Genomic DNA, 19,188 nt, shown 5'->3' with positions numbered 1-19,188 from the left:
GTTTGGTAGGCACAGAGTTTGAAGGGCATTTATGCCATGGTTGGAGAAGTTTTGCACACATCCCAATCGTTTCAATTCAGTGCTTTGCGTTAACGCGTTTATAGTTGTCTAGTGAGGATTTGTTGAGACAAAAACGCCCCACCAAAGGTGGAGCGTTTACTGTTAGAAGTATGGATATCGGTTGGGGTTATTTCTTCAGATTGATTTCCGACTCAACCGCATTGGTTTCGATGTCAGGGTTAGAAGAAAGCTTTTCAGTCGCCCAGTCATTCACATGCTTTAAGATCGCTTTTAACGCGTGCTTTTCGGTTGGTACTTCTGTCTTTTCAACTTCAAGTTTTTGCTTCGGGTGCGTACCCGTCGCATCTTCTGCAACGTGTAACCAATCTGGATGCCAGTAATAAGGTTGGCCGGAAGGAGAGCTCCAAGAATGTACGCCGTTGGATTCACCTTTGTATTTAATATCTTCTTCGTTGTATTTCGCCATTATTGTTTTCTCTCATAATCCATGAGTTGAGGTGTGCATCACCATTACTATTTAAATGTAACAGATGTAATGAAAATTAATGTGATAACAATCGACTTATTTTGCCCTTTGAACGCTATAGAAGATGCGTACTTCTCATTCAGAAGAATTTACTATTTGGCAGGTTTTAGCTTTATTTGTGTTTAAAGCATACAACGATGGATTCGCCTACCTAGTGCTATTCTTGAACGGTGATAGAGCCTAAACTACTCGTCATTCAAGTGTTTGAGAATCGCCGCTTTTGCATGCTCTTCTGTCGCTGTTTCTCCATCAGGGACTTCAAGGTCAGCCTTTTTGTGTTCACCCAAAGCATCTTCAGCGATATGCAGCCAATCAGGATGCCAATAATAAGGGGTGGTACTGCCAGGATGGTCCCAACTATGTACACCTTTATGTTTTCCGCGATACGAGAGATCGTCCATTGTAAAAACTTTCATCGCTTCCTCCTGATTTAAAGACCGTAGCTCGAAGTGAGTTTAACGAACTCAGTCCAACGTAAAACCTTGGCTTTTAGGTATTGCAAAGATGTGAGGCAATATGTGTGTAACGGTCAAAGTATGGGATATAAACGCTCACTTCGTGGCTGAAATATCTATTATAAGCTTGATAAATTACGTTGCTAAATTGAATACTCCCATATCAGAATGCTGGCGCGAAGTATGCTATGGTGCGGCTGTAAGTGAAATGAGGGAAACATGAACCGATACCGTCAACTGGCTGAGCTGTTCAAAACGCAGATTCAGCAAAATACTTGGAGAGCAGGGGAAAAGCTGCCATCAGTGCGTGTAACAAGCCGAAACCATTCTGTCAGCGCAGGTACGGTATTACAAGCTTATCAGCTGCTCGAAGCACAAGGTTGGGTCGCAGCGAAACCTCAGTCTGGATACTTTGTGACTGCGGAGTTGGACCGCTTCGAACCGAGTTCTCCAGCCACTTCCGTTTATCGCTCCAGCATCAACGATGAACTTTACGACTACCTCAAAAATCAGGCCTCACCGAATGCGGTGAAGTTTGGCTCCGCGTTTCCAGACCCTGCATTGTTCCCATTAGAAGCGCTAAACCGCAACCTAGCCAGCTCAGGCAGGAAGATGGGGGCAGAGACGTTATTGGATAACTTGCCGCCGGGCTGTGAGTCTCTACGCCGTTTGATTGCTCAACGGTACATCCAACAAGGTATGGTTTTTACCCATGATGATATTGTCGTTACTTCTGGCGCATTAGAAGCGTTGAATTTGAGCCTTCAGGCCGTGACCCAGCCTGGAGATACTGTTGTAGTTGAATCACCGACGTTTTATGGCGCACTTCAAGCGATTGAACGTTTAGGTCTAAAGGCGATAGAAATAACGGTGGATCCGTTAACTGGACATTCAGTGGATCAAATTGAAGCGACTTTTGCCGACAATGATGTTCGCGCATGTTGGTTAATGACTAACTTTCACAATCCAACAGGAACCTTATTAAGTGACGGGCAGAAGCAACGTATCGTCGAACTGGCTGATAAATACGATGTGTACTTGATCGAAGATGATGTGTATTCAGAGCTTTATTTTTCTGAAAAAAAGCCAAGCTCACTTAAAGCTTTTGATACACAAGAACGCGTGTTGCATTGTGGATCATTTTCAAAAAGCCTTTGCCCTGGCTATAGGCTGGGCTGGGTGGTAAACAAACGCTTCAATGAGCAACTTCAAAAGCTGCAACTTATCTCGACGTTGTCAGGCAGTGCACCAATCCAGCAGGGTATCGCGCATTACTTACAAAACGATAGTTATGATAGCCATCTTAGAAAACTGCGAAAGAATCTTGAGCAGCGGCAATTGGCGTTTATTGAACTGGTTGATAAGTACTTTCCCCAATCAATTCGTTACACGCAACCGGAAGGCGGCTATTTTCTTTGGATAGAACTGCCGAAAACAAAGTGCGGAAAAGCGATTTATCAAAAGTTATTGGAAGCGAACATCACTGTAGCATTTGGTCAGTTGTTTTCTGTCGCTCCAAATTATGAGAACTACCTGAGGCTTAATACATCGTTACCTGTAAATGATGAATTAGAACAAGCCGTGAAGACGGTCGGAGAATTACTTCATTAGCCAACTGTTTACCTGTTTTTTGCTCAAACTGTATCAGTGGACGATACCGAAGCTGTGTTTCAATCATGGGCAGACAACCATTTAGGTTAGGAGCCGTAATGAAAAAGCAGTTGGTAAAGCATGAACTTAGGTTGATGGGTGTTGCTATTTTTAGCGCATTTTTGTTGGTGTTTGCACACTTGATATTGGCGAAATCTTTCTCTCATATGGTTTGGACGGAATACACTGCTGCCGTTATCCCATTTGTGATGTTTGGCTTGTGTGTGGTTGGAGTAAAATACGCAGCGCGAGCAGATGAGGATGACGACGAAGATAACAACTAGAGTGCATACACCGGTTGCTAGAAAATCATTCGTACAAAATAAAAGACCTCCACATGGGAGGTCTTTTTAATTCAATATCACTAAAAAGTGATTAGAAGTTCGCAGAGCGAGGAGTACGTGGGAATGGGATCACGTCACGAACGTTGCCCATACCAGTTACGTAAGATACTAGGCGCTCGAAGCCTAGACCGAAGCCTGCGTGTGGCACTGTACCGTATTTACGTAGGTCGCGGTACCAGCTCATATGTTCAGGATCGATACCCACTTCACGCATACGTGCATCTAGAATGTCTAGGCGCTCTTCACGCTGAGAACCACCGATGATTTCGCCGATGCCCGGTGCTAGAACGTCCATCGCTGCAACTGTTTTACCGTCATCGTTAGCACGCATGTAGAATGCTTTGATGTCTTTCGGGTAGTTCTTAACGATTACAGGTGCTTTGAAGTGTTCTTCAGCAAGGAAACGCTCGTGCTCAGAAGACATATCGATACCCCATTCAACTGGGAATTCGAACTCACGACCTGAATCAAGAAGGATCTGGATTGCGTCAGTGTAGTCAACCTGCGCGAAGTCAGAAGAAACGAACTGCTCTAGACGAGTGATTGCTTCTCTGTCGATGCGTTGAGCGAAGAACTCAAGGTCATCGCGACACTCTGCAAGCACTGCTTTAAACACGTACTTGAGCATGTCTTCAGCCAGTTTCGCTACATCATCCAGTTCTGCGAACGCAACTTCAGGCTCAACCATCCAGAACTCTGCTAGGTGGCGGCTTGTATTTGAGTTTTCAGCACGGAAAGTAGGGCCGAAAGTGTAAACTTTGCTTAGCGCACAAGCGTAAGCTTCTGCGTTTAGCTGACCAGATACGGTTAGGAACGTCTCTTTACCGAAGAAGTCTTCGTTGTAGTCCACTTTACCAGCGTCAGTGCGAGGAAGGTTTTCCATGTCTAGCGTAGATACACGGAACATTTCACCAGCGCCTTCAGCATCTGAAGCCGTGATCAACGGCGCAGATACCCAGAAGTAACCTTGCTCGTGGTAGAAGCGGTGGATTGCTTGAGATAGGCAGTTACGTACACGTGCTACTGCACCGATTACGTTTGTGCGCGGACGTAGGTGCGCAACTTCACGTAGGTACTCGATTGAGTGACGAGTTTTTGCCATTGGGTAAGTTTCAGCATCTTCAACCCAACCAACAACTTTAACGTCAGTGGCAGCAAGTTCGAAGTCTTGACCCTTTGCAGGAGATTCAACAATCTTACCAGTTACTTCAACAGAGCAGCCAGTCGTTAGCTTTAATACTTCGTCTTCGTAATTATTAAGATTATTTGGGACCACGGCCTGAATCGGGTCGAAACAAGAGCCGTCATATATGGCAAGGAAAGAGATTCCAGCTTTGGAATCACGACGTGAACGGATCCAGCCACGAACAGTCACTTCGCTGTCTACTGCTAGCTGACCTTTCAATACGTCTGATACAGGCGCGTAAGTCATGTTTTCAATATTCTCCATTGAGGTAAAAATTCAACTCAACGCTTACTTAAAGTACTTGTCTAATAACATTTTTGTTCAAAAAACAAGCTAAGCGCTGAGTTGGGTAGCATTTTACAGATTCAACGAGACATATTACCTGTCAATTCGCTCGCATCAACCTTTATATTCGTTTTGATGGGGAGAATCTCTCTATTTATTCACTCTTTTGTGCTCTGAAAGTGTGAATTGGTTTAGTAATTGCTCTAAACGTTCGGATAGATGCTCTAAATCAACACTAATATCACGCGTGTGCGATGCTGATTGCGATGTGTCGTTAGCATGCAGTGTGATCACATCTATTTTAGATTGAATATGCTGACTTACATCAGATGTGGTTTGCGTCTGGTTTTGGATATCTTCTGCATGTCTGAGCACTTGGCGCATTTCGTCAACAACGTTATGCATTGTGGCTGATAGTGTCTCGACATCGACAGAGCGTTGATGAGCAAACTGGCAGACGGTATCAACAGAAGTTAATGACTCTTCACTTCCTTGCTGGAATTGAGAAATGATATGTTCAATATTACCAGTGGCCTCAGCCGTCCTAGAAGCCAGGTTACGCACTTCTTCCGCGACGACCGCAAAACCGCGCCCTTGCTCTCCGGCTCGGGCGGCTTCAATAGCAGCATTCAACGCGAGCAGATTGGTTTGTTCTGCAATACCCTTAATAACCACAAGAATGGACGACACTTCTTCGGTTCTTTGATTTAGAGAGCTGATTTTTTCCCGTACGGTATCAATGTTACTTACTAGTTGTTTGATGTCTTCACTTACATTGTGTGCTTGGCTTGCACTATGAGTGGCGACATCAACGGTGTGATTGACCAAAACAGTAGCGTTGTTAGTCGAGTCCTCAACCGCAGTTTGTTGCTGCAGCATATCGGTGATATTGCTTTGTACTTCGCTGGTCTCTAGCTGTTGGTTATTGGCAGCTTTATCTGTGGACTGCGCGACAGCAGTTAGTTTACTCGCGGAGTCGGCAAGTGAGTGAGAGGTGTCTTGCACACGTTCTAAGCTTTCGGAGACCGTATCCATGAATGAATTGATGGCAGTAGAAAGTTGGCCCACTTCATCCTGTTGGTGATGCATAAGTCGTTGAGATAGATCTTTGCTATGGCTCACATTCGACATGAATTTCGACGTTCTTTGAATTGGTCGTACAATGATTTTCTGAATCAAACTCATCGTTATGATGAAGCCCACAAATGCGATTACGGCCATTATTCCCATCGCAAACATTGCCTGTTTACTGATCATTGAATTGACATGATTCATGTTGTATTCCAAGCGAATCGCGCCCAACACTTCTCCTGCTGGTGCAACGTGGCAAGAAACGCAGTTGGTGCCACGGTAATTTTCGCTCGATTTCATTGGTAGTGCGACTACTAACCCTTTGCCCCAATCGGCTGAGATTGGTTCAATCACCAGTTCACCATTCAACGCTCGTTGATCAATATCATCGACAGGCTGCTGGTTTTGTTGCCCAGGTCCGTAAAGTTTGGTCACAGTATCAGCTCGTAACACGCGAACTGCTTCAATGCCTTCTTGGGCCAGGGCCTTTTGACGTAAGGTTTCTTTTTGCGACATGGTGCCCGTAAGCATCATCATATTTAGGCTATCGAAATAATTACTAGCCTTATCATGGAGTTGTTCACTAAGAACATCATTGATTAAGGTTTTTTGTTGATGGTATTGGTAAGCCGTAGAGGCAGCTAGAACGCAGCTGAAGACAGCAATTAACGCCAGTAAGAGCTTAAAAGTGATAGTTGAGCGCATAAATTTATAAGTGTAATTGGAACGAACTGCACAATATTAATGTGCACAAATGCGCACTGCGAACAACGAAATGAATGATTGTGACCCCACACATGTTGGGGATATGTAATTGTGATGTGAGTGCTGTGTAATCAAATGTTTGGCGCGTGACAGAAATACGGCGCTTTGGTGTGAGTGATAGCAAAGAGGCCAGGAACCAGCGGAAGTTTTTGCTACGCTTGTATGGGGTAACGCTTGTCTCTTGGCAGCGAATTCCTTAGTATTGTCTGTCTTTTTAAAGCCTGAGAATCAAGATGAAAACAGAATTATACAAAGAGTTTATGTTCGAAGCAGCACACCATTTGCCACACGTACCAGAAGGTCACAAGTGTGGTCGTTTGCACGGACACTCTTTCCTTGTTCGTCTTTATGTAGAAGGTGAAGTTGATCCACATACAGGTTGGGTAGTGGATTTTGCAGAGATCAAAGCTGCATTTAAACCAATTTACAATCGCTTAGACCATTACTACCTAAACGACATTGAAGGGTTAGAGAACCCGACTAGCGAAGTGTTAGCAAAATGGATTTGGCAGCAGCTTAAGCCAAGCTTACCACAGCTAAGTAAAGTAGAAATCAAAGAAACGTGCACAGCGGGTTGTATTTACAAAGGCGAATAAGTCACTTTCTATTGAGCATTAAACAAAGGCAAGCGAGAAGCTTGCCTTTGTTGTATCTGAATGGCCCAATTTTGATTATGCTTCACCAGCTAGCTTAATGGGTGTCGTAGAATCCATTCTTTTTCATTATCACCCAATGTTGTTTCCTCTGTATTAATGAATCCGCACGCATCAAGAAAACTGATAGCGTATTGCTGACTTTGTGGGACAGTGGCGCAAAGAGAGGTGCTTTTAGGGTTAATGGTATACGCATAAAGGAACAGTTTACGCAATGCCTCACTCCCAACCCTTTGACGTTGAAAACGTTGATCAATCATCAAGTATTTAAGCTCCAGTTCGTATCGTTTAGCAAACGGCGCATGTTGGGAGAAACCTTTATCGATAACAAGATAGCCTACTAATAGGTCATCAGAATAAATCGTAAAGAACGCCTCTGACTTACTACGTTTTTGATAAGCCATTTCAAACGGCGTAAAAAATCCTTTTTGCTCTTCTTGCACATCCAATTGCATCAAACTTGAAAAATCTTTCAGTTTGGTGGGTTTAATCGCAATCATCGCTCAATCACAAATTGGCGGCATACCTTTATGCCACCACGAGTTTTTATAGAGTATTAAATCTATTTTAAGTAACTAACCGAGTGAAGAAAAGCTAGCAATGAAGAGGGTAATAATAACCTTGGTGAATGTATGCGCCCAATGTTGTGAGTAAGTGAGCACTGTCTGCCGTTTCTACGCCTTCAACAATGACCGTGCAGCGATACGTATTGCCCATAGCAATTAACTGACGCAAGGTTTCTATCTTTTTATCATCAGTTTTTAGGCCAATAACAAATTCTCGGTCGATTTTGAGGTAGTCCGGATTCAGCTTGCTGATAAGCGCCACATTATTATTACCGGTGCCAAAGTCATCAATACTGATTTTACAATCCAGAGCTTTTAGTTTCGCGACATTGCCATAAATCTCAGAGGTATAGTACATCGATGCATTTTCTGTGATTTCGATTGTCAGCAAACGGCAATCCCGATTAGATAGCTCTCTATATAGGATTGAAAAGTTACGCCCTCGCAGCAAAGAAGGACAAACGTTAATGCTGATAGGGATGGGCAACGCTTTTTGTTTGGTGTAGATGGAATCAATCACCAGTAAGGTATGAGTTAGCAGCAATCCATTGCGGATCAGTGTTTCAATAAACCGTTGCGTATTTTTTACCTTAAACCGGGAGAGGGCTTCGTAGTGCACAATCTTTTGTGCCGAAGTGTTATAAATCGGTTCCAGTTTTATTTTGAATTGTCGAATTGCGCACAAGTAAGCCATAAAGGCTTGTAGGGAGCGGTGACGCAGTATAATGAGAAAAAGTAAGCTCAGTAGAATGATACTTTGAAACGGTCCAGAGATGTAATACACCTCTTTATAGCCACTATTCTTTACGTGATAATTGAAGAAGCGTTCATTGGTGTTACCAATCTCTAACGATGTTCCGGTATTCGTTGATAGCTTCATACCGGAAAGAAAAAAACGTGAAATATGATTTTCAACATTGTCGGATAAGTTAATGTTTTTAACACGAACCAAAACAGTTGCGTTATTTAAGTCAAATGATTGGGTAGTGTAATTGCTATTGTTACTCCACTCTTCAAACGCTTTTTTGCTGACAGGGACAACGGTTTCTGGAGTGACTAAGCATCGAATATTGAAACGATCTAGCATCATGCTCGATTCCACCAACTTCACATTATCAAATAGTGACTTCAGTTCGCTTTCATTAGCAAAGCAACTCCTGCGGGAAAGGTTCTCTGCAATTTCGAAGGCGTTATCCAGATAATTATGTTTAACGATGCTGTTTATCGCGTAGTAACAGATAGCAAAGAAAATGATCGCAGTGATCAACACAACCCACATTGCTTCTGAATAGATCTTTTTATTACGCAGGCAAATACGAAGCGCTTTGCGAAGACTATTGGTTGTGTATTGATTGATCTTCTGTTGATGTTCGATGCCATTCTGATGGTTGTTTTGCATAGTAAAAGGGATGAAGTATCCGGTCCGGTGAATGTTTTCGATAATGTTTTTGTTAGTGGTTAAATGTTCTTCCGTGAGCTTGCGAAATTTCTTTCTTAGAGCGGCCACCGCGTTTTTAAAGCCATTTTCAGGCAGTGTCATTTTGTATTGTTGAGTGATTTTGCTTTCTATTAACCGCTGACTAATCGGCGTATTTAAACTGCCGTATGTGGCGATAGTTGACAGAATGGCGTACTCATTTGGGTTGACAGGAATGGAGTGGTGGAGTGACTGATTGAGCTCTAGAGATATTTCGTTTTCGGACAAGCAAACGCAGATTTGGTTTCCAATTTCAAACCTAATCATGTGTTGATGTGCTCCAAGTTTAATTTTTGGCTACGTTATCAATAAAGCTAGGGAAGAGATGTGATTTTTTACTGAGATATCCATAATATTTGGATATATTCAACGTTTTAGGTTTTTTTTACTTGTCCTGATAACGTATTTTTCTGGGTTTTTTAGGTATAAAAAAACCCGAGCATAAACTCGGGTTTTGATTGGTATTCAGAAAGGCGTGTTAGCAAATCACTTTGATTGCTAGACCACCTTGAGATGTTTCGCGGTATTTTGCGTTCATGTCTTTACCTGTTTCTAGCATGGTTTCGATAACCTTATCTAGAGAAACAGTTGGAGCTGAAGAGCGACGTAGTGCCATACGAGTAGAGTTGATTGCTTTTACTGCCGCAATACCGTTACGCTCGATACATGGAACCTGAACCTGACCTGCAACTGGGTCACACGTTAGACCTAAGTTGTGCTCCATTGCGATTTCTGCTGCCATACATACTTGCTCTGGGCTACCACCCATAAGCTCAGCAAGGCCTGCTGCTGCCATAGAACATGCCACGCCAACTTCACCCTGACAGCCAACCTCTGCACCAGAGATAGACGCGTTGCGCTTGTAAAGACCACCGATTGCGCCAGAAGCCGCAAAGTAACGGATGTAATCTTTTTCAGTCACAGTTTGGATGAACTTATCGTAGTAAGCCAGTACCGCAGGGATGATGCCACACGCACCGTTAGTTGGTGCTGTAACAACGCGGCCACCTGCTGCGTTCTCTTCGTTTACTGCGAAAGCAAACATGTTTACCCAATCAACAACAGACATTGGGTCGTTTGTCGTCTTTTCTGAAGTAAGTAGCTGCTGGCGAAGTGCTGCTGCACGACGAGGCACGCGTAGTGGACCAGGCAAAATACCTTCTTCATTCATACCGCGATCCATACACTCGCGCATTGTGCGCCAGATGTTCGCGAAATAAGTACGAGTTTCTTCATCTGAATGAAGCGCATGCTCATTCTTCATGGTTAGTGCGCTGATGGACAATCCACTTTCGTGGCATTGGTTAACCAGTTCCTCTGCCGTTGTAAACGGGTAAGGTACTTTTACTGGGTTTTCAGCTTCTTTACCGAAATTTTCTTCATCAACGATGAAACCACCGCCGATAGAGTAGTAAGTTTTTGAGTACGCTTTTTCGTCATCAATCCAAGCGTGGATCTGCATGCCGTTTTCGTGTAGCTCTAGGTTTGTTTTGTGGAAGTTCATTCCACCTTCACGTGGGAACGATACTGTGTGACAGTGCATGCCAACAGGAAGGCGTTCAGTTTCTTCTACACGAGCGATAAAGCCCGGGATAGAATCGATATCAACTTTCTCAGGAGTGTTGCCTGCAAGACCCATGATGATAGCAATATCTGTGTGGTGACCTTTCCCTGTCAGTGATAGTGATCCATAAACGTCAACGGTGATTTTAGTGATGTCGCGCAGTTTTCCCATTGCACGAAGATCATCAATAAACTCTTTACCCGCTTTCATTGGGCCTACAGTGTGTGAGCTTGAAGGTCCAACACCGATTTTATAGATATCAAAAACACTAATCATATCGATTACCTCAGAAGAAAGCCTCCCAAGGGGAGTTGGGAGGCTTAATTTTATCGTTATATTTTTGGATTAATCATACTGCACTGGGCAGAGATGATTAAAGAGCGCCGTAGATTACAGAACTAATTGCAGCAAGACCACAGATTGCTGTGAAAATTTGCACAGGTGCTGAAGTTTTGTACTTAGCCATCGCAGGAACTTTTTGCATTGCGAAGATTGGCATCAAGAATAGGATTGCCGCAATCATCGGTGCACCCATTGTTTCAATCATACCTAGGATGCTTGGGTTAACGATAGCAACGATCCAAGTTGTGATTACAATGAAGATTAGAGACATCTTCTCGATCTTGCTTACTGGTGATTTTGAACGAGATTTCACTAGACCAACTAGACCTTCGTGCGCACCTAAGAAGTGGCCAAAGTAGCTAGAGGTGATCGCTGCGAAAGCAACCAATGGACCCATGTAAGAGATCAGTGGAGATTCATGCACGTTTGCTAGGTAAGAAAGAACAGAGATATTTTGCTCTTGCGCCGTTGCTAGTTGCTCTGGAGACAGAGAAAGTACAACAGAGAAAACGAAGAACATAACAAAGCCCATCAGCATCATTGCTGCGCCACCAGTGATAGCGTCAGTTTTCTTAACTGCGTCATCACCATATACACGACGTTGCTCTTTAGAGAACTGAGAAATGATTGGGCTGTGGTTGAAAGAGAACACAATAACAGGGATTGCTAGCCAAACGATAGCTGGCATTGCACCCCAGTCAGGTGACACTTCCATCATTGAAGTGTTCCAACCAGGAATTAGGTATACAGACAGTGCTAGTAGGATGAACACGAGAGGGTAAACCATTGCTGAAGTTGCTTTCAGCATAAGCTCTTTACCGAATACTACGCCTGCTGTCATTGCAGCAATAAGTGCACCAGAAAGTAGCCAGCGAGGAATAGATTCCATGCCCATTTGGTTAACTAGGAAAGAGTCAACTGTGTTTGTGATACCAACACCGTAGATAAGTACGATTGGGTAGATAGCGAAGAAGTAAGCGAACGTAATAAGGTTTGCGCCAGTCTTACCAAAGTGCTCTTCTACTGTGTCGGTGATGTCCGCTTCAGGGTTTTTCGCAGAAAGAACGAAACGAGCTAAAGATTTGTGTGCGAACCAAGTCATTGGTGCTGCAATTAGGGCTAGGATTACTAATGGCCAGAAGCCACCTGCACCTGCTTTAATAGGAAGGAACAGTACACCTGCACCTACTGCCGTACCAAAAAGGGACAGACACCAGGTAAAGTCTTTGTAAGAAAACTTACTAGACGATTGTGCGGTAGAAACCGCAGAAGTAGTTGTATTCATTTTTTAGTTACTCATTTTGGGAACAGGAAATAAGTCGGGAGTAATTTTGCAAGATTTTACACTAGGAAAATTAGATCTAAATCATTTATTGCTTACGCTTATTGAATGATATGTCAAAAACCTGCTTTTTATCACGAAAATGATGTGCTACTCGTGATTTCTGCTAATGAGTAAAATTAGAAAAACTTATCAATAGGGCTGTTTGTATAAATTTATTTCACCGCAAGCGTTTGCGGTGAAAATGGAAAATTAATCTAATGTGAATGAATGTTTATGAAGCAACGTTTTATTAATATTGATGCGCATAATGATCGCGCCTATAAAAGCACCGATATCAACAACTGTTTAATGTGAAATAATATGTTTTTGCATTGATTCGATAATTTGTGCCGTCATGCCCCAGATGAAATGCTGTCTATATGGGATAGCAAATACACGATGACTGCTTCTTTTTAGGTCAAATTTGGTGCTATACAATTTTTTGGGGTTCAGAATATGGTTGGCTGGAACCTCAAAAACTGACTCTACTTCATTTGGGTCAATATGCGTTTTATATTCCGGAGAAACAAAAGCCAAAAAAGGTGTCACATTAAACTGACTAATCGTTGGTAGTGTAGGCAGTTGACCAAACACATGAATATGCTCATCTTCTATCCCAACTTCTTCTTTGGTTTCTCTTAAAGCGGTATTCACGAGCTGAATATCTTCCTGCTCATATTTGCCACCGGGAAAGCTGATTTGTCCCGGATGATGGCGTAAGTGGGCTGCGCGCTTAGTCAGAATGACTTGTAACCCGTCATCGCGTTCCACAAAACCGATTAAGACTGCCGCATCTCTCAGGGACTTTTCTTTCATCCATTTCAGTCGTGCAAGGGACTCTTTGTGGTAGCCCGTTGGAAGCCGAAATTGAAAGTTCTGTAGTAAATGAGTTTTGTCGATAACCAAACTGGGTCCTTATTTATCGTGCCTAACCATTATTTATTATACTCAAAGACGGCAAAGCGTATGGCGTTATCGTTACTGGTTACCAAATAAAGCATTCGCATTAAAACACTCGCCAGCACTTTCCCTCTTTGTGTTGTGTGTCTCACTCTGCTTGAACATATTAATTTGAAACTTATAAGGTTATACACCATTCTTTATTTTAGGACGTCACTATAGGGCAAGCATTGGCCAATGAAAGGGATTATTTTCACCGAGTTCATGGAGTTAGTGGAAGAGAAATTCGGTCTTGATGTGTTAGACCAAGTTCTCGATCTTTCTAACGATGAAGGTGTTTACACCGCTGTTGGTAGTTACGATCACAAAGACTTGGTTAAGTTGATCGTGAATCTCAGTAAAGTATCTGGTGTTCCCCCCGAGCAACTGCAAGAAGTGTTTGGAGAGTGCGTCTTTTTGAATTTACTTCGCTCCATTCCTAGTCACGCCAGTTTGCAACAGTGTGAAACGACGTTTCAATTTGTTCGCCATGTTGAAGACTTTATTCATGTCGAAGTTAAGAAGCTCTATCCTGATGCTAACCCTCCGCAGTTTGATTTCATTAGTGAAAACCAATCCCAATTGGTATTTGACTACCACAGCGCAAGATGTATGTCTCACGTATGCTTAGGATTGATAAAAGGCTGTGCTGCACATTTTGGTGAGGTAGTTCATATCAAACATCAAAACCAGTCAGAAGATGGCAGCAAAGTACGTTTTTGGTTAGAGGCTCAATAAGAACGATATGACGGGAAGTTCCTCATTAGAAAGGAAACTCAAACGAGAAGTTGCATCAAGAAAAGCAGCTGAGCAGCTGTTGGAACAGAAAAGCTTAGAGTTATATGAATCCAACCAGCAACTCAGTGTTGCATTGAAAAAGCTGGAGCTGAAATCTAAAAAGGATCTTCGTAAGTTTGAGTTTGAAGAGCAAATTGATGCGACGTTGATTAAGTTCGGTCGTACTTTTTTATCGAGCACGTTCGATGAAGCAATGATAGCGAGCTTTATTGAGCAGCTCACTTCTAACTCGATCATTTCTGCGGCTTACTTGTTTCTTGACGCTACAAAGCTGAGCTCATTGCGTCGTCATCACTTTGGTCACTTACAGCTTCGTCATAACAACGAGATTTTCACCACTCCTAATTGGCAGGGAGAGAATTTGCATTTGCCAGTTATCATTGATGGAGAAACGGTTGGGGAGTTGATTTTCTCTGTGTTGCAAGATCAAATCGATCAGTCTTTTATTTCCAAACAGATGGAGCTCGTGTCTGACTTAGTTCATGGTGTTATTGGTCGACACTTAAGTTTAGAGCGAGAGGTCGAGCTGAGAAAGCGGGCTGAGGAATCAGAAAAAGCGACGAAGGAGTTTGTCGCCATGATTAACCATGAGCTGCGAACTCCTCTCAATGGCGTATTGGGTAGTGCGGAGTTATTGAGTCGAACCCAATTAGAAGAAGAGCAGCGTCAATACTTGAGCAATCTGACTCAATCAGGGGACTTATTGAGAGTTATCATTAATGATCTTCTTGATTTCAGTAAGATGAATGCCGGTATGATGGAAATCATACATAAAGTTTTTGCCTGGGAGGAGCTTGAAAAAGCCATCATGGGTGTATTTGCAGCTAAGGCTGCGGAAAAGCGCATCCATTTCTCTATCGACAAAAAGCTGGGGATTCCAGAATTTTTAGTCGGTGACTTAGAGCGCATTACACAAATTTTGGTTAACTTAGTGGGAAACGCGATTAAGTTTACTCACTTGGGTGGCGTCGTGTTACGGGTGGAATGGCTTAACGGCACGGCTTATTTTGAGGTTGAAGACACTGGTATTGGCATCCCAATAAAAGCACAGCCGTCACTCTTTGATCCATTTGTCCAAGTTGATCGCTCGGCGAAACGCAGCTTTGAAGGCTCAGGTTTAGGTCTCGCGATTTGTAAAAACCTCGTGGATTTGATGCAAGGTCAAATTAGCTTTGAGAGTGAAGAGCGCAAAGGGACAACTTTTAAAGTTGCTATTCCTCTTGAGGAAGGGCAAGCACAAGGCACAGCAGAGGGGGAATTGGTCACCATAGAGCGAAGCGATTTAGCAGGACGCTCAATATTAGTGGTTGATGACATCAGAATGAATCAAGTCATTGTTACTCAAATGCTGAAAAAACTCGACATTACACCTGATTTAAAAGCCAACGGCAAAGAAGCATTAGAAGCGGTGAAAAGTAAAGACTACGAACTGATATTCATGGACTGCCGAATGCCTGAAATGGATGGTTATGAGGCGACGATGTATCTGAGAGAGCGTGGCTTTACTCATCCTATTATTGCATTAACCGCTGGCACTACCATCGAAGAGCGTCAAAAGTGTATTGATTCAGGCATGGACGACATCCTCACTAAGCCGTACACCGCAACCGATATTGAACAGATTATGTGTAAGTGGCTTGAGCAGTAGACGCTGCCTCTTAAAAAGTATGTTTGTTGGCCAACGGCTAAAAGCTAAAGTACATGCAAATAAAATACACAAAAAAACGCACCACACTGGATAATGCCGATCATTTAACGATGTTTTTTGGGTCATTCTATCGAGCCTTGGCGAGACTAAGAATCTAGTAGCAGCACGCCGAGCGGGTAATGAAACAAATTTGACCACAAAGTGCTTGAATAGAAGAACCTGTATCACGCTCCTTCGTCGCTGTGCAGGGTGATGAGATACAGAAATATGCCACTCGCTGTTAAATGAGCGGCATTACCGTTCTGGAGGCGTTTTAGATTGTTTTCGTCAATAGCATTAAAGCGACGTTGTCCACGGTTGAAATCTACGATTGCAGCGCTGGTAAAATCTTTGAAAGCTTGTCCAACGTTTCTTGATACTCAGAGGCGCAATCGCTATCTGCCACGACGCCGCCGCCAGCCCAAGCGTAAAGTTTGTTTTGTTCCGCTACAAGAGTTCGGATAGTAATGCTGGTGTCCATACGACCATGGCGTGAAATGTAGCCAATACTGCCGCAATACGCGCTGCGTCGATGCGGCTCCAGTTCTTCAATGATCTGCATTGCGCGAACTTTAGGTGCGCCCGTAATTGAACCGCCTGGAAAACACGCTCGCAGCAAATCCGCAGGAGCGTATTGTTCATCCAAATTTGCACGAATGGTGCTCACCAAATGATGCACGGCAGGGAAGCTTTCAATATCGAACAGCTTTGGAACGTGAACGCTACCCGGTGATGCAACTCGACCAATATCATTACGCAGCAAATCGACAATCATCAGGTTTTCTGCCTGATCTTTTTCCGCTGTCTGCAAGTCATAGGCATTAGCGTTATCTTTCGTTGGATCTTCGCTGCGTGGTCGAGTACCTTTGATTGGTTTCGTTTCAATGACGCGATCTTTGAGCTCTAAAAAGCGCTCTGGAGAGATACTCAAAATCGAAGACTCAGGCATACGGATAAACGCTGAGAATGGCGCTTGGTTTGCGGACTCCAATTTCAGATACGCTTGCCACTCACTGCCTTGATACGGTGCGTTAAAGCGCTGCGCCAAATTGATCTGATAACAGTCACCGCTCAACAAGTATTCTTGCACCTGGTCAAAGCGAGTGGCGTAGCTCTCTTTCGTCATGTTTGACTGCCAATCACCAGACAAAGCGAAGTCAACGGTTTGTTCTGCTTTTTGCTCGTTTAACCATTGCCAAGCTTGCTCGATGTTCTGACCGACTAAGCATGCTTTTTTTAGCTGGTGGTCAACAACAACGGCCCATTCATACAGACCTACCGCCATATCCGGCGTGTTGAGGTCCTTTTCTGCCACTTCTGGCATCGTTTCTACGCGGCGACCTAAATCGTAACTGAAGTAACCGAGCGCACCGCCGACAAAAGGCAAATCCAATTCTTTATTTAACTCTACGTGAGGAAGCCACTGTTCTTGCAACTGATGAAGCAGCGCAAATGGGTCATCTTGAGTTGAATAGGCATTCGATGGTGTTTCAACTTGTGTGTTGTCGGCAGTGGTTTCTAACGTTGCAATTGGGTTGGCAACCAATACATCGAAGCGGCTATCGATATGCGTTTTTGATGCAGAACGCAGCAACATCGCCCAAGGTAGGTGTTGAATGCGAGAAAAAAGGTGAAGAGCAAACTCTGGTGCGTATTCCAGCGCTTTAAAATCAATGAATTGATTGTCCATGTTGTTCATTTGTGTAATTTGTGACAAAGAGATCGTTCACTGCATGGCATGTCATGGGCAGCAAGAGTATCATATTCCTCTGTATAGCCAAACTCCCTCTATTCATAGGGTTTTGAGATGGTTTACAAGTAGGCAACTTCAGCGTTTCGTGTGTCGATATCAGCCGTTCGACAATTGTTTATAAAAAACGAAGCTCAAAAGAGCAATAAGCTCAACAAACACGATTGAAGCCAAGCCAATAATGGAAGCATAACTATAACGAGGCATGTAATGACGGTAATACGCAAGCAGGATGTGATCAGCAGTGTCGCTGATGCGCTACAGTATATTTCTTACTACCACCCGCTAGACTTTGTTCAAGCTCTTGAAAAAGCCTATCACCGCGAAGAGAGTCAAGCCGCGAAAGACGCGATTGCTCAGATCCTAATTAACTCCCGAATGTCCGCAGAAGGTCACCGTCCAATTTGTCAGGATACTGGTATTGTGACGTGTTTCGTCAACATCGGTATGGGCGTGCAATGGGATTCGACCGACATGACGGTTCAGCAGATGGTAGATGAAGGTGTTCGACAAGCGTACACGAACCCTGATAACCCGTTGCGTGCGTCAGTACTTATGGACCCTGCTGGTAAACGTATTAATACCAAAGACAACACGCCTGCCGTCGTACATATCAACATGGTTCCGGGCGATAAAGTTGAAATTCAGATCGCTGCGAAGGGCGGCGGTAGCGAAAACAAAACTAAGATGGTGATGCTAAACCCATCTGACGATATTGCTGAGTGGGTAGAAAAAACGCTACCAACAATGGGGGCGGGCTGGTGTCCTCCTGGCATGCTTGGCATTGGTATCGGCGGTACGGCTGAAAAAGCAGCGGTATTGGCAAAAGAATCTCTAATGGAACACATCGATATTCAAGAGCTTATTAACCGTGGCCCACAAAACGCAGAAGAAGAGCTTCGTTTGGATATCTTCAATCGCGTGAACAAACTTGGTATCGGTGCGCAAGGTCTTGGCGGTTTGACGACTGTTGTCGACGTTAAAATCAAAACTGCGCCAACGCACGCGGCTTCTAAGCCTGTTTGTTTGATCCCGAACTGTGCGGCGACTCGTCACGTACACTTCACGCTTGATGGTAGCGGCCCAGCAGAGCTAACACCACCTAAACTAGAAGATTGGCCAGATATCACTTGGGAAGCGGGCGAAAATACGCGTCGCGTAAACTTAGACACAATTACTAAAGAAGAAGTACAAGAGTGGAAGACAGGCGAAACGGTTCTTCTATCAGGTAAAATTCTGACTGGTCGTGATGCTGCGCATAAACGTATTCAAGGCATGCTAGATAACGGTGAAGGTCTACCTGAAGGCGTAGATCTCAACGGTAAGTTCATTTACTACGTAGGCCCTGTCGATGCAGTTGGTGATGAAGTCGTTGGTCCTGCTGGCCCAACAACATCAACGCGTATGGATAAATTCACCGACATGATGCTAGAAAAGACCGGCATCATGGGCATGATCGGTAAAGCTGAGCGTGGCCCTGCAACGGTTGAATCTATCAAGAATCACAAAGCGGTTTACCTAATGGCTGTAGGTGGCGCTGCGTACTTGGTGGCGAAAGCAATCAAGAAAGCTCGCGTTGTCGCATTTGAAGATTTAGGTATGGAAGCGATTTACGAATTTGAAGTTGAAGATATGCCAGTAACAGTGGCCGTCGACTCAAATGGTGTTAACGCGCACCAAATTGGTCCAGACACTTGGAAAGTGAAAATTCAAGAGATGGAAGCATAAGGCAAAGGGCAATCTTGCTGCGTCTCAGTAGAGAGAATGTGACAAGGTGCTGATTTA

At 43.7% G+C, this 19,188-nt stretch carries 16 protein-coding genes; 6 read left to right on the top strand and 10 right to left on the bottom strand.

The annotated features are described in order from the left end of the window. Window positions 1-187 precede the first annotated feature (187 nt). Window positions 188-487: a hypothetical protein gene (locus tag R7R24_RS16925; protein ID WP_104975446.1), complete on the bottom strand. Its 300-nt coding sequence runs from the start codon at window positions 485-487 to the stop codon at window positions 188-190. Between the two features lie 245 nt (window positions 488-732). Then, window positions 733-963 carry a hypothetical protein gene (locus R7R24_RS16920; RefSeq protein WP_017636104.1) on the bottom strand — a complete coding sequence of 77 codons (231 nt, stop codon included), beginning with the start codon at window positions 961-963 and terminating at the stop codon, window positions 733-735. Between the two features lie 258 nt (window positions 964-1,221). Between R7R24_RS16920 and R7R24_RS16915 the strand changes: the two genes are divergently transcribed. Beyond that, on the top strand, window positions 1,222-2,613 hold the full coding sequence (locus R7R24_RS16915; protein ID WP_154204464.1) for a PLP-dependent aminotransferase family protein: 1,392 nt from the start codon (window positions 1,222-1,224) through the stop codon (window positions 2,611-2,613). 98 nt (window positions 2,614-2,711) lie between these two features. Then, window positions 2,712-2,936, top strand: a complete 225-nt coding sequence (locus tag R7R24_RS16910; protein ID WP_033905633.1) for a hypothetical protein — start codon at window positions 2,712-2,714, stop codon at window positions 2,934-2,936. Between the two features lie 91 nt (window positions 2,937-3,027). On the opposite strand, the gene asnS is transcribed toward R7R24_RS16910, so the two are convergent. Then, a complete protein-coding gene (asnS, locus tag R7R24_RS16905) occupies window positions 3,028-4,428 on the bottom strand; it encodes an asparagine--tRNA ligase (protein ID WP_054577700.1) in 1,401 nt (466 codons plus the stop codon). Window positions 4,429-4,617: 189 nt separating this feature from the next. Beyond that, a complete protein-coding gene (locus R7R24_RS16900) occupies window positions 4,618-6,243 on the bottom strand; it encodes a methyl-accepting chemotaxis protein (protein ID WP_005376889.1) in 1,626 nt (541 codons plus the stop codon). Window positions 6,244-6,536: 293 nt separating this feature from the next. On the opposite strand from R7R24_RS16900, the gene queD reads away from it, so the two are divergent. Then, window positions 6,537-6,899, top strand: a complete 363-nt coding sequence (gene queD / locus R7R24_RS16895; protein WP_054577701.1) for a 6-carboxytetrahydropterin synthase QueD — start codon at window positions 6,537-6,539, stop codon at window positions 6,897-6,899. Between the two features lie 89 nt (window positions 6,900-6,988). On the opposite strand, the gene R7R24_RS16890 is transcribed toward queD, so the two are convergent. The 5 genes from R7R24_RS16890 to R7R24_RS16870 form a co-directional block, all read right to left on the bottom strand. Further along, entirely contained in the window at window positions 6,989-7,456 is a 468-nt protein-coding gene (locus R7R24_RS16890; RefSeq protein ID WP_025767296.1) for a GNAT family N-acetyltransferase, read from the bottom strand. A gap of 94 nt (window positions 7,457-7,550) precedes the next feature. Further along, on the bottom strand, window positions 7,551-9,266 hold the full coding sequence (locus R7R24_RS16885) for an EAL domain-containing protein (RefSeq protein ID WP_054577702.1): 1,716 nt from the start codon (window positions 9,264-9,266) through the stop codon (window positions 7,551-7,553). A gap of 211 nt (window positions 9,267-9,477) precedes the next feature. Further along, window positions 9,478-10,839, bottom strand: a complete 1,362-nt coding sequence (locus R7R24_RS16880) for an L-serine ammonia-lyase (RefSeq protein ID WP_005376899.1) — start codon at window positions 10,837-10,839, stop codon at window positions 9,478-9,480. 97 nt (window positions 10,840-10,936) lie between these two features. Continuing rightward, on the bottom strand, window positions 10,937-12,190 hold the full coding sequence (locus R7R24_RS16875) for an aromatic amino acid transport family protein (protein ID WP_005388284.1): 1,254 nt from the start codon (window positions 12,188-12,190) through the stop codon (window positions 10,937-10,939). 345 nt (window positions 12,191-12,535) lie between these two features. Continuing rightward, window positions 12,536-13,135, bottom strand: a complete 600-nt coding sequence (locus tag R7R24_RS16870; protein ID WP_005376901.1) for a CoA pyrophosphatase — start codon at window positions 13,133-13,135, stop codon at window positions 12,536-12,538. A 231-nt stretch (window positions 13,136-13,366) separates the two neighbouring features. Between R7R24_RS16870 and R7R24_RS16865 the strand changes: the two genes are divergently transcribed. Both R7R24_RS16865 and R7R24_RS16860 read left to right on the top strand, forming a co-directional pair. Then, the gene (locus R7R24_RS16865; protein ID WP_005388282.1) at window positions 13,367-13,906 is read left to right on the top strand and encodes a heme NO-binding domain-containing protein; all 540 of its coding nucleotides are present in this window, start codon (window positions 13,367-13,369) and stop codon (window positions 13,904-13,906) included. Window positions 13,907-13,913: 7 nt separating this feature from the next. Further along, complete coding sequence (locus R7R24_RS16860) at window positions 13,914-15,614, top strand: ATP-binding protein (RefSeq protein ID WP_005376903.1); 1,701 nt, start codon at window positions 13,914-13,916, stop codon at window positions 15,612-15,614. A 364-nt stretch (window positions 15,615-15,978) separates the two neighbouring features. On the opposite strand, the gene pabB is transcribed toward R7R24_RS16860, so the two are convergent. Beyond that, window positions 15,979-17,343 carry an aminodeoxychorismate synthase component 1 gene (pabB, locus tag R7R24_RS16855; protein ID WP_033905626.1) on the bottom strand — a complete coding sequence of 455 codons (1,365 nt, stop codon included), beginning with the start codon at window positions 17,341-17,343 and terminating at the stop codon, window positions 15,979-15,981. A gap of 270 nt (window positions 17,344-17,613) precedes the next feature. On the opposite strand from pabB, the gene R7R24_RS16850 reads away from it, so the two are divergent. Further along, window positions 17,614-19,131 carry a fumarate hydratase gene (locus R7R24_RS16850; RefSeq protein ID WP_274059668.1) on the top strand — a complete coding sequence of 506 codons (1,518 nt, stop codon included), beginning with the start codon at window positions 17,614-17,616 and terminating at the stop codon, window positions 19,129-19,131. The last annotated feature ends 57 nt before the right edge of the window (window positions 19,132-19,188 follow it).

It is taken from the genome of Vibrio sp. 704, from assembly GCF_033339295.1.
Note: the sequence above shows the minus strand (reverse complement) of the source record. Positions and strands in the feature narration are given on the sequence as shown.

What these genes read in the sequence shown, in the direction of transcription:
- R7R24_RS16875 (WP_005388284.1), bottom strand. Translation starts at nt 12,190, where the DNA reads ATGAATACAACTACTTCTGCGGTTTCTACCGCACAATCGTCTAGTAAG.
- R7R24_RS16865 (WP_005388282.1), top strand. Translation starts at nt 13,367, where the DNA reads ATGAAAGGGATTATTTTCACCGAGTTCATGGAGTTAGTGGAAGAGAAA.
- R7R24_RS16920 (WP_017636104.1), bottom strand. Translation starts at nt 963, where the DNA reads ATGAAAGTTTTTACAATGGACGATCTCTCGTATCGCGGAAAACATAAA.
- R7R24_RS16850 (WP_274059668.1), top strand. Translation starts at nt 17,614, where the DNA reads ATGACGGTAATACGCAAGCAGGATGTGATCAGCAGTGTCGCTGATGCG.
- pabB (WP_033905626.1), bottom strand. Translation starts at nt 17,343, where the DNA reads ATGGACAATCAATTCATTGATTTTAAAGCGCTGGAATACGCACCAGAG.
- R7R24_RS16915 (WP_154204464.1), top strand. Translation starts at nt 1,222, where the DNA reads ATGAACCGATACCGTCAACTGGCTGAGCTGTTCAAAACGCAGATTCAG.
- R7R24_RS16900 (WP_005376889.1), bottom strand. Translation starts at nt 6,243, where the DNA reads ATGCGCTCAACTATCACTTTTAAGCTCTTACTGGCGTTAATTGCTGTC.
- R7R24_RS16860 (WP_005376903.1), top strand. Translation starts at nt 13,914, where the DNA reads ATGACGGGAAGTTCCTCATTAGAAAGGAAACTCAAACGAGAAGTTGCA.
- R7R24_RS16890 (WP_025767296.1), bottom strand. Translation starts at nt 7,456, where the DNA reads ATGATTGCGATTAAACCCACCAAACTGAAAGATTTTTCAAGTTTGATG.
- R7R24_RS16925 (WP_104975446.1), bottom strand. Translation starts at nt 487, where the DNA reads ATGGCGAAATACAACGAAGAAGATATTAAATACAAAGGTGAATCCAAC.
- R7R24_RS16910 (WP_033905633.1), top strand. Translation starts at nt 2,712, where the DNA reads ATGAAAAAGCAGTTGGTAAAGCATGAACTTAGGTTGATGGGTGTTGCT.
- asnS (WP_054577700.1), bottom strand. Translation starts at nt 4,428, where the DNA reads ATGACTTACGCGCCTGTATCAGACGTATTGAAAGGTCAGCTAGCAGTA.
- queD (WP_054577701.1), top strand. Translation starts at nt 6,537, where the DNA reads ATGAAAACAGAATTATACAAAGAGTTTATGTTCGAAGCAGCACACCAT.
- R7R24_RS16880 (WP_005376899.1), bottom strand. Translation starts at nt 10,839, where the DNA reads ATGATTAGTGTTTTTGATATCTATAAAATCGGTGTTGGACCTTCAAGC.
- R7R24_RS16885 (WP_054577702.1), bottom strand. Translation starts at nt 9,266, where the DNA reads ATGATTAGGTTTGAAATTGGAAACCAAATCTGCGTTTGCTTGTCCGAA.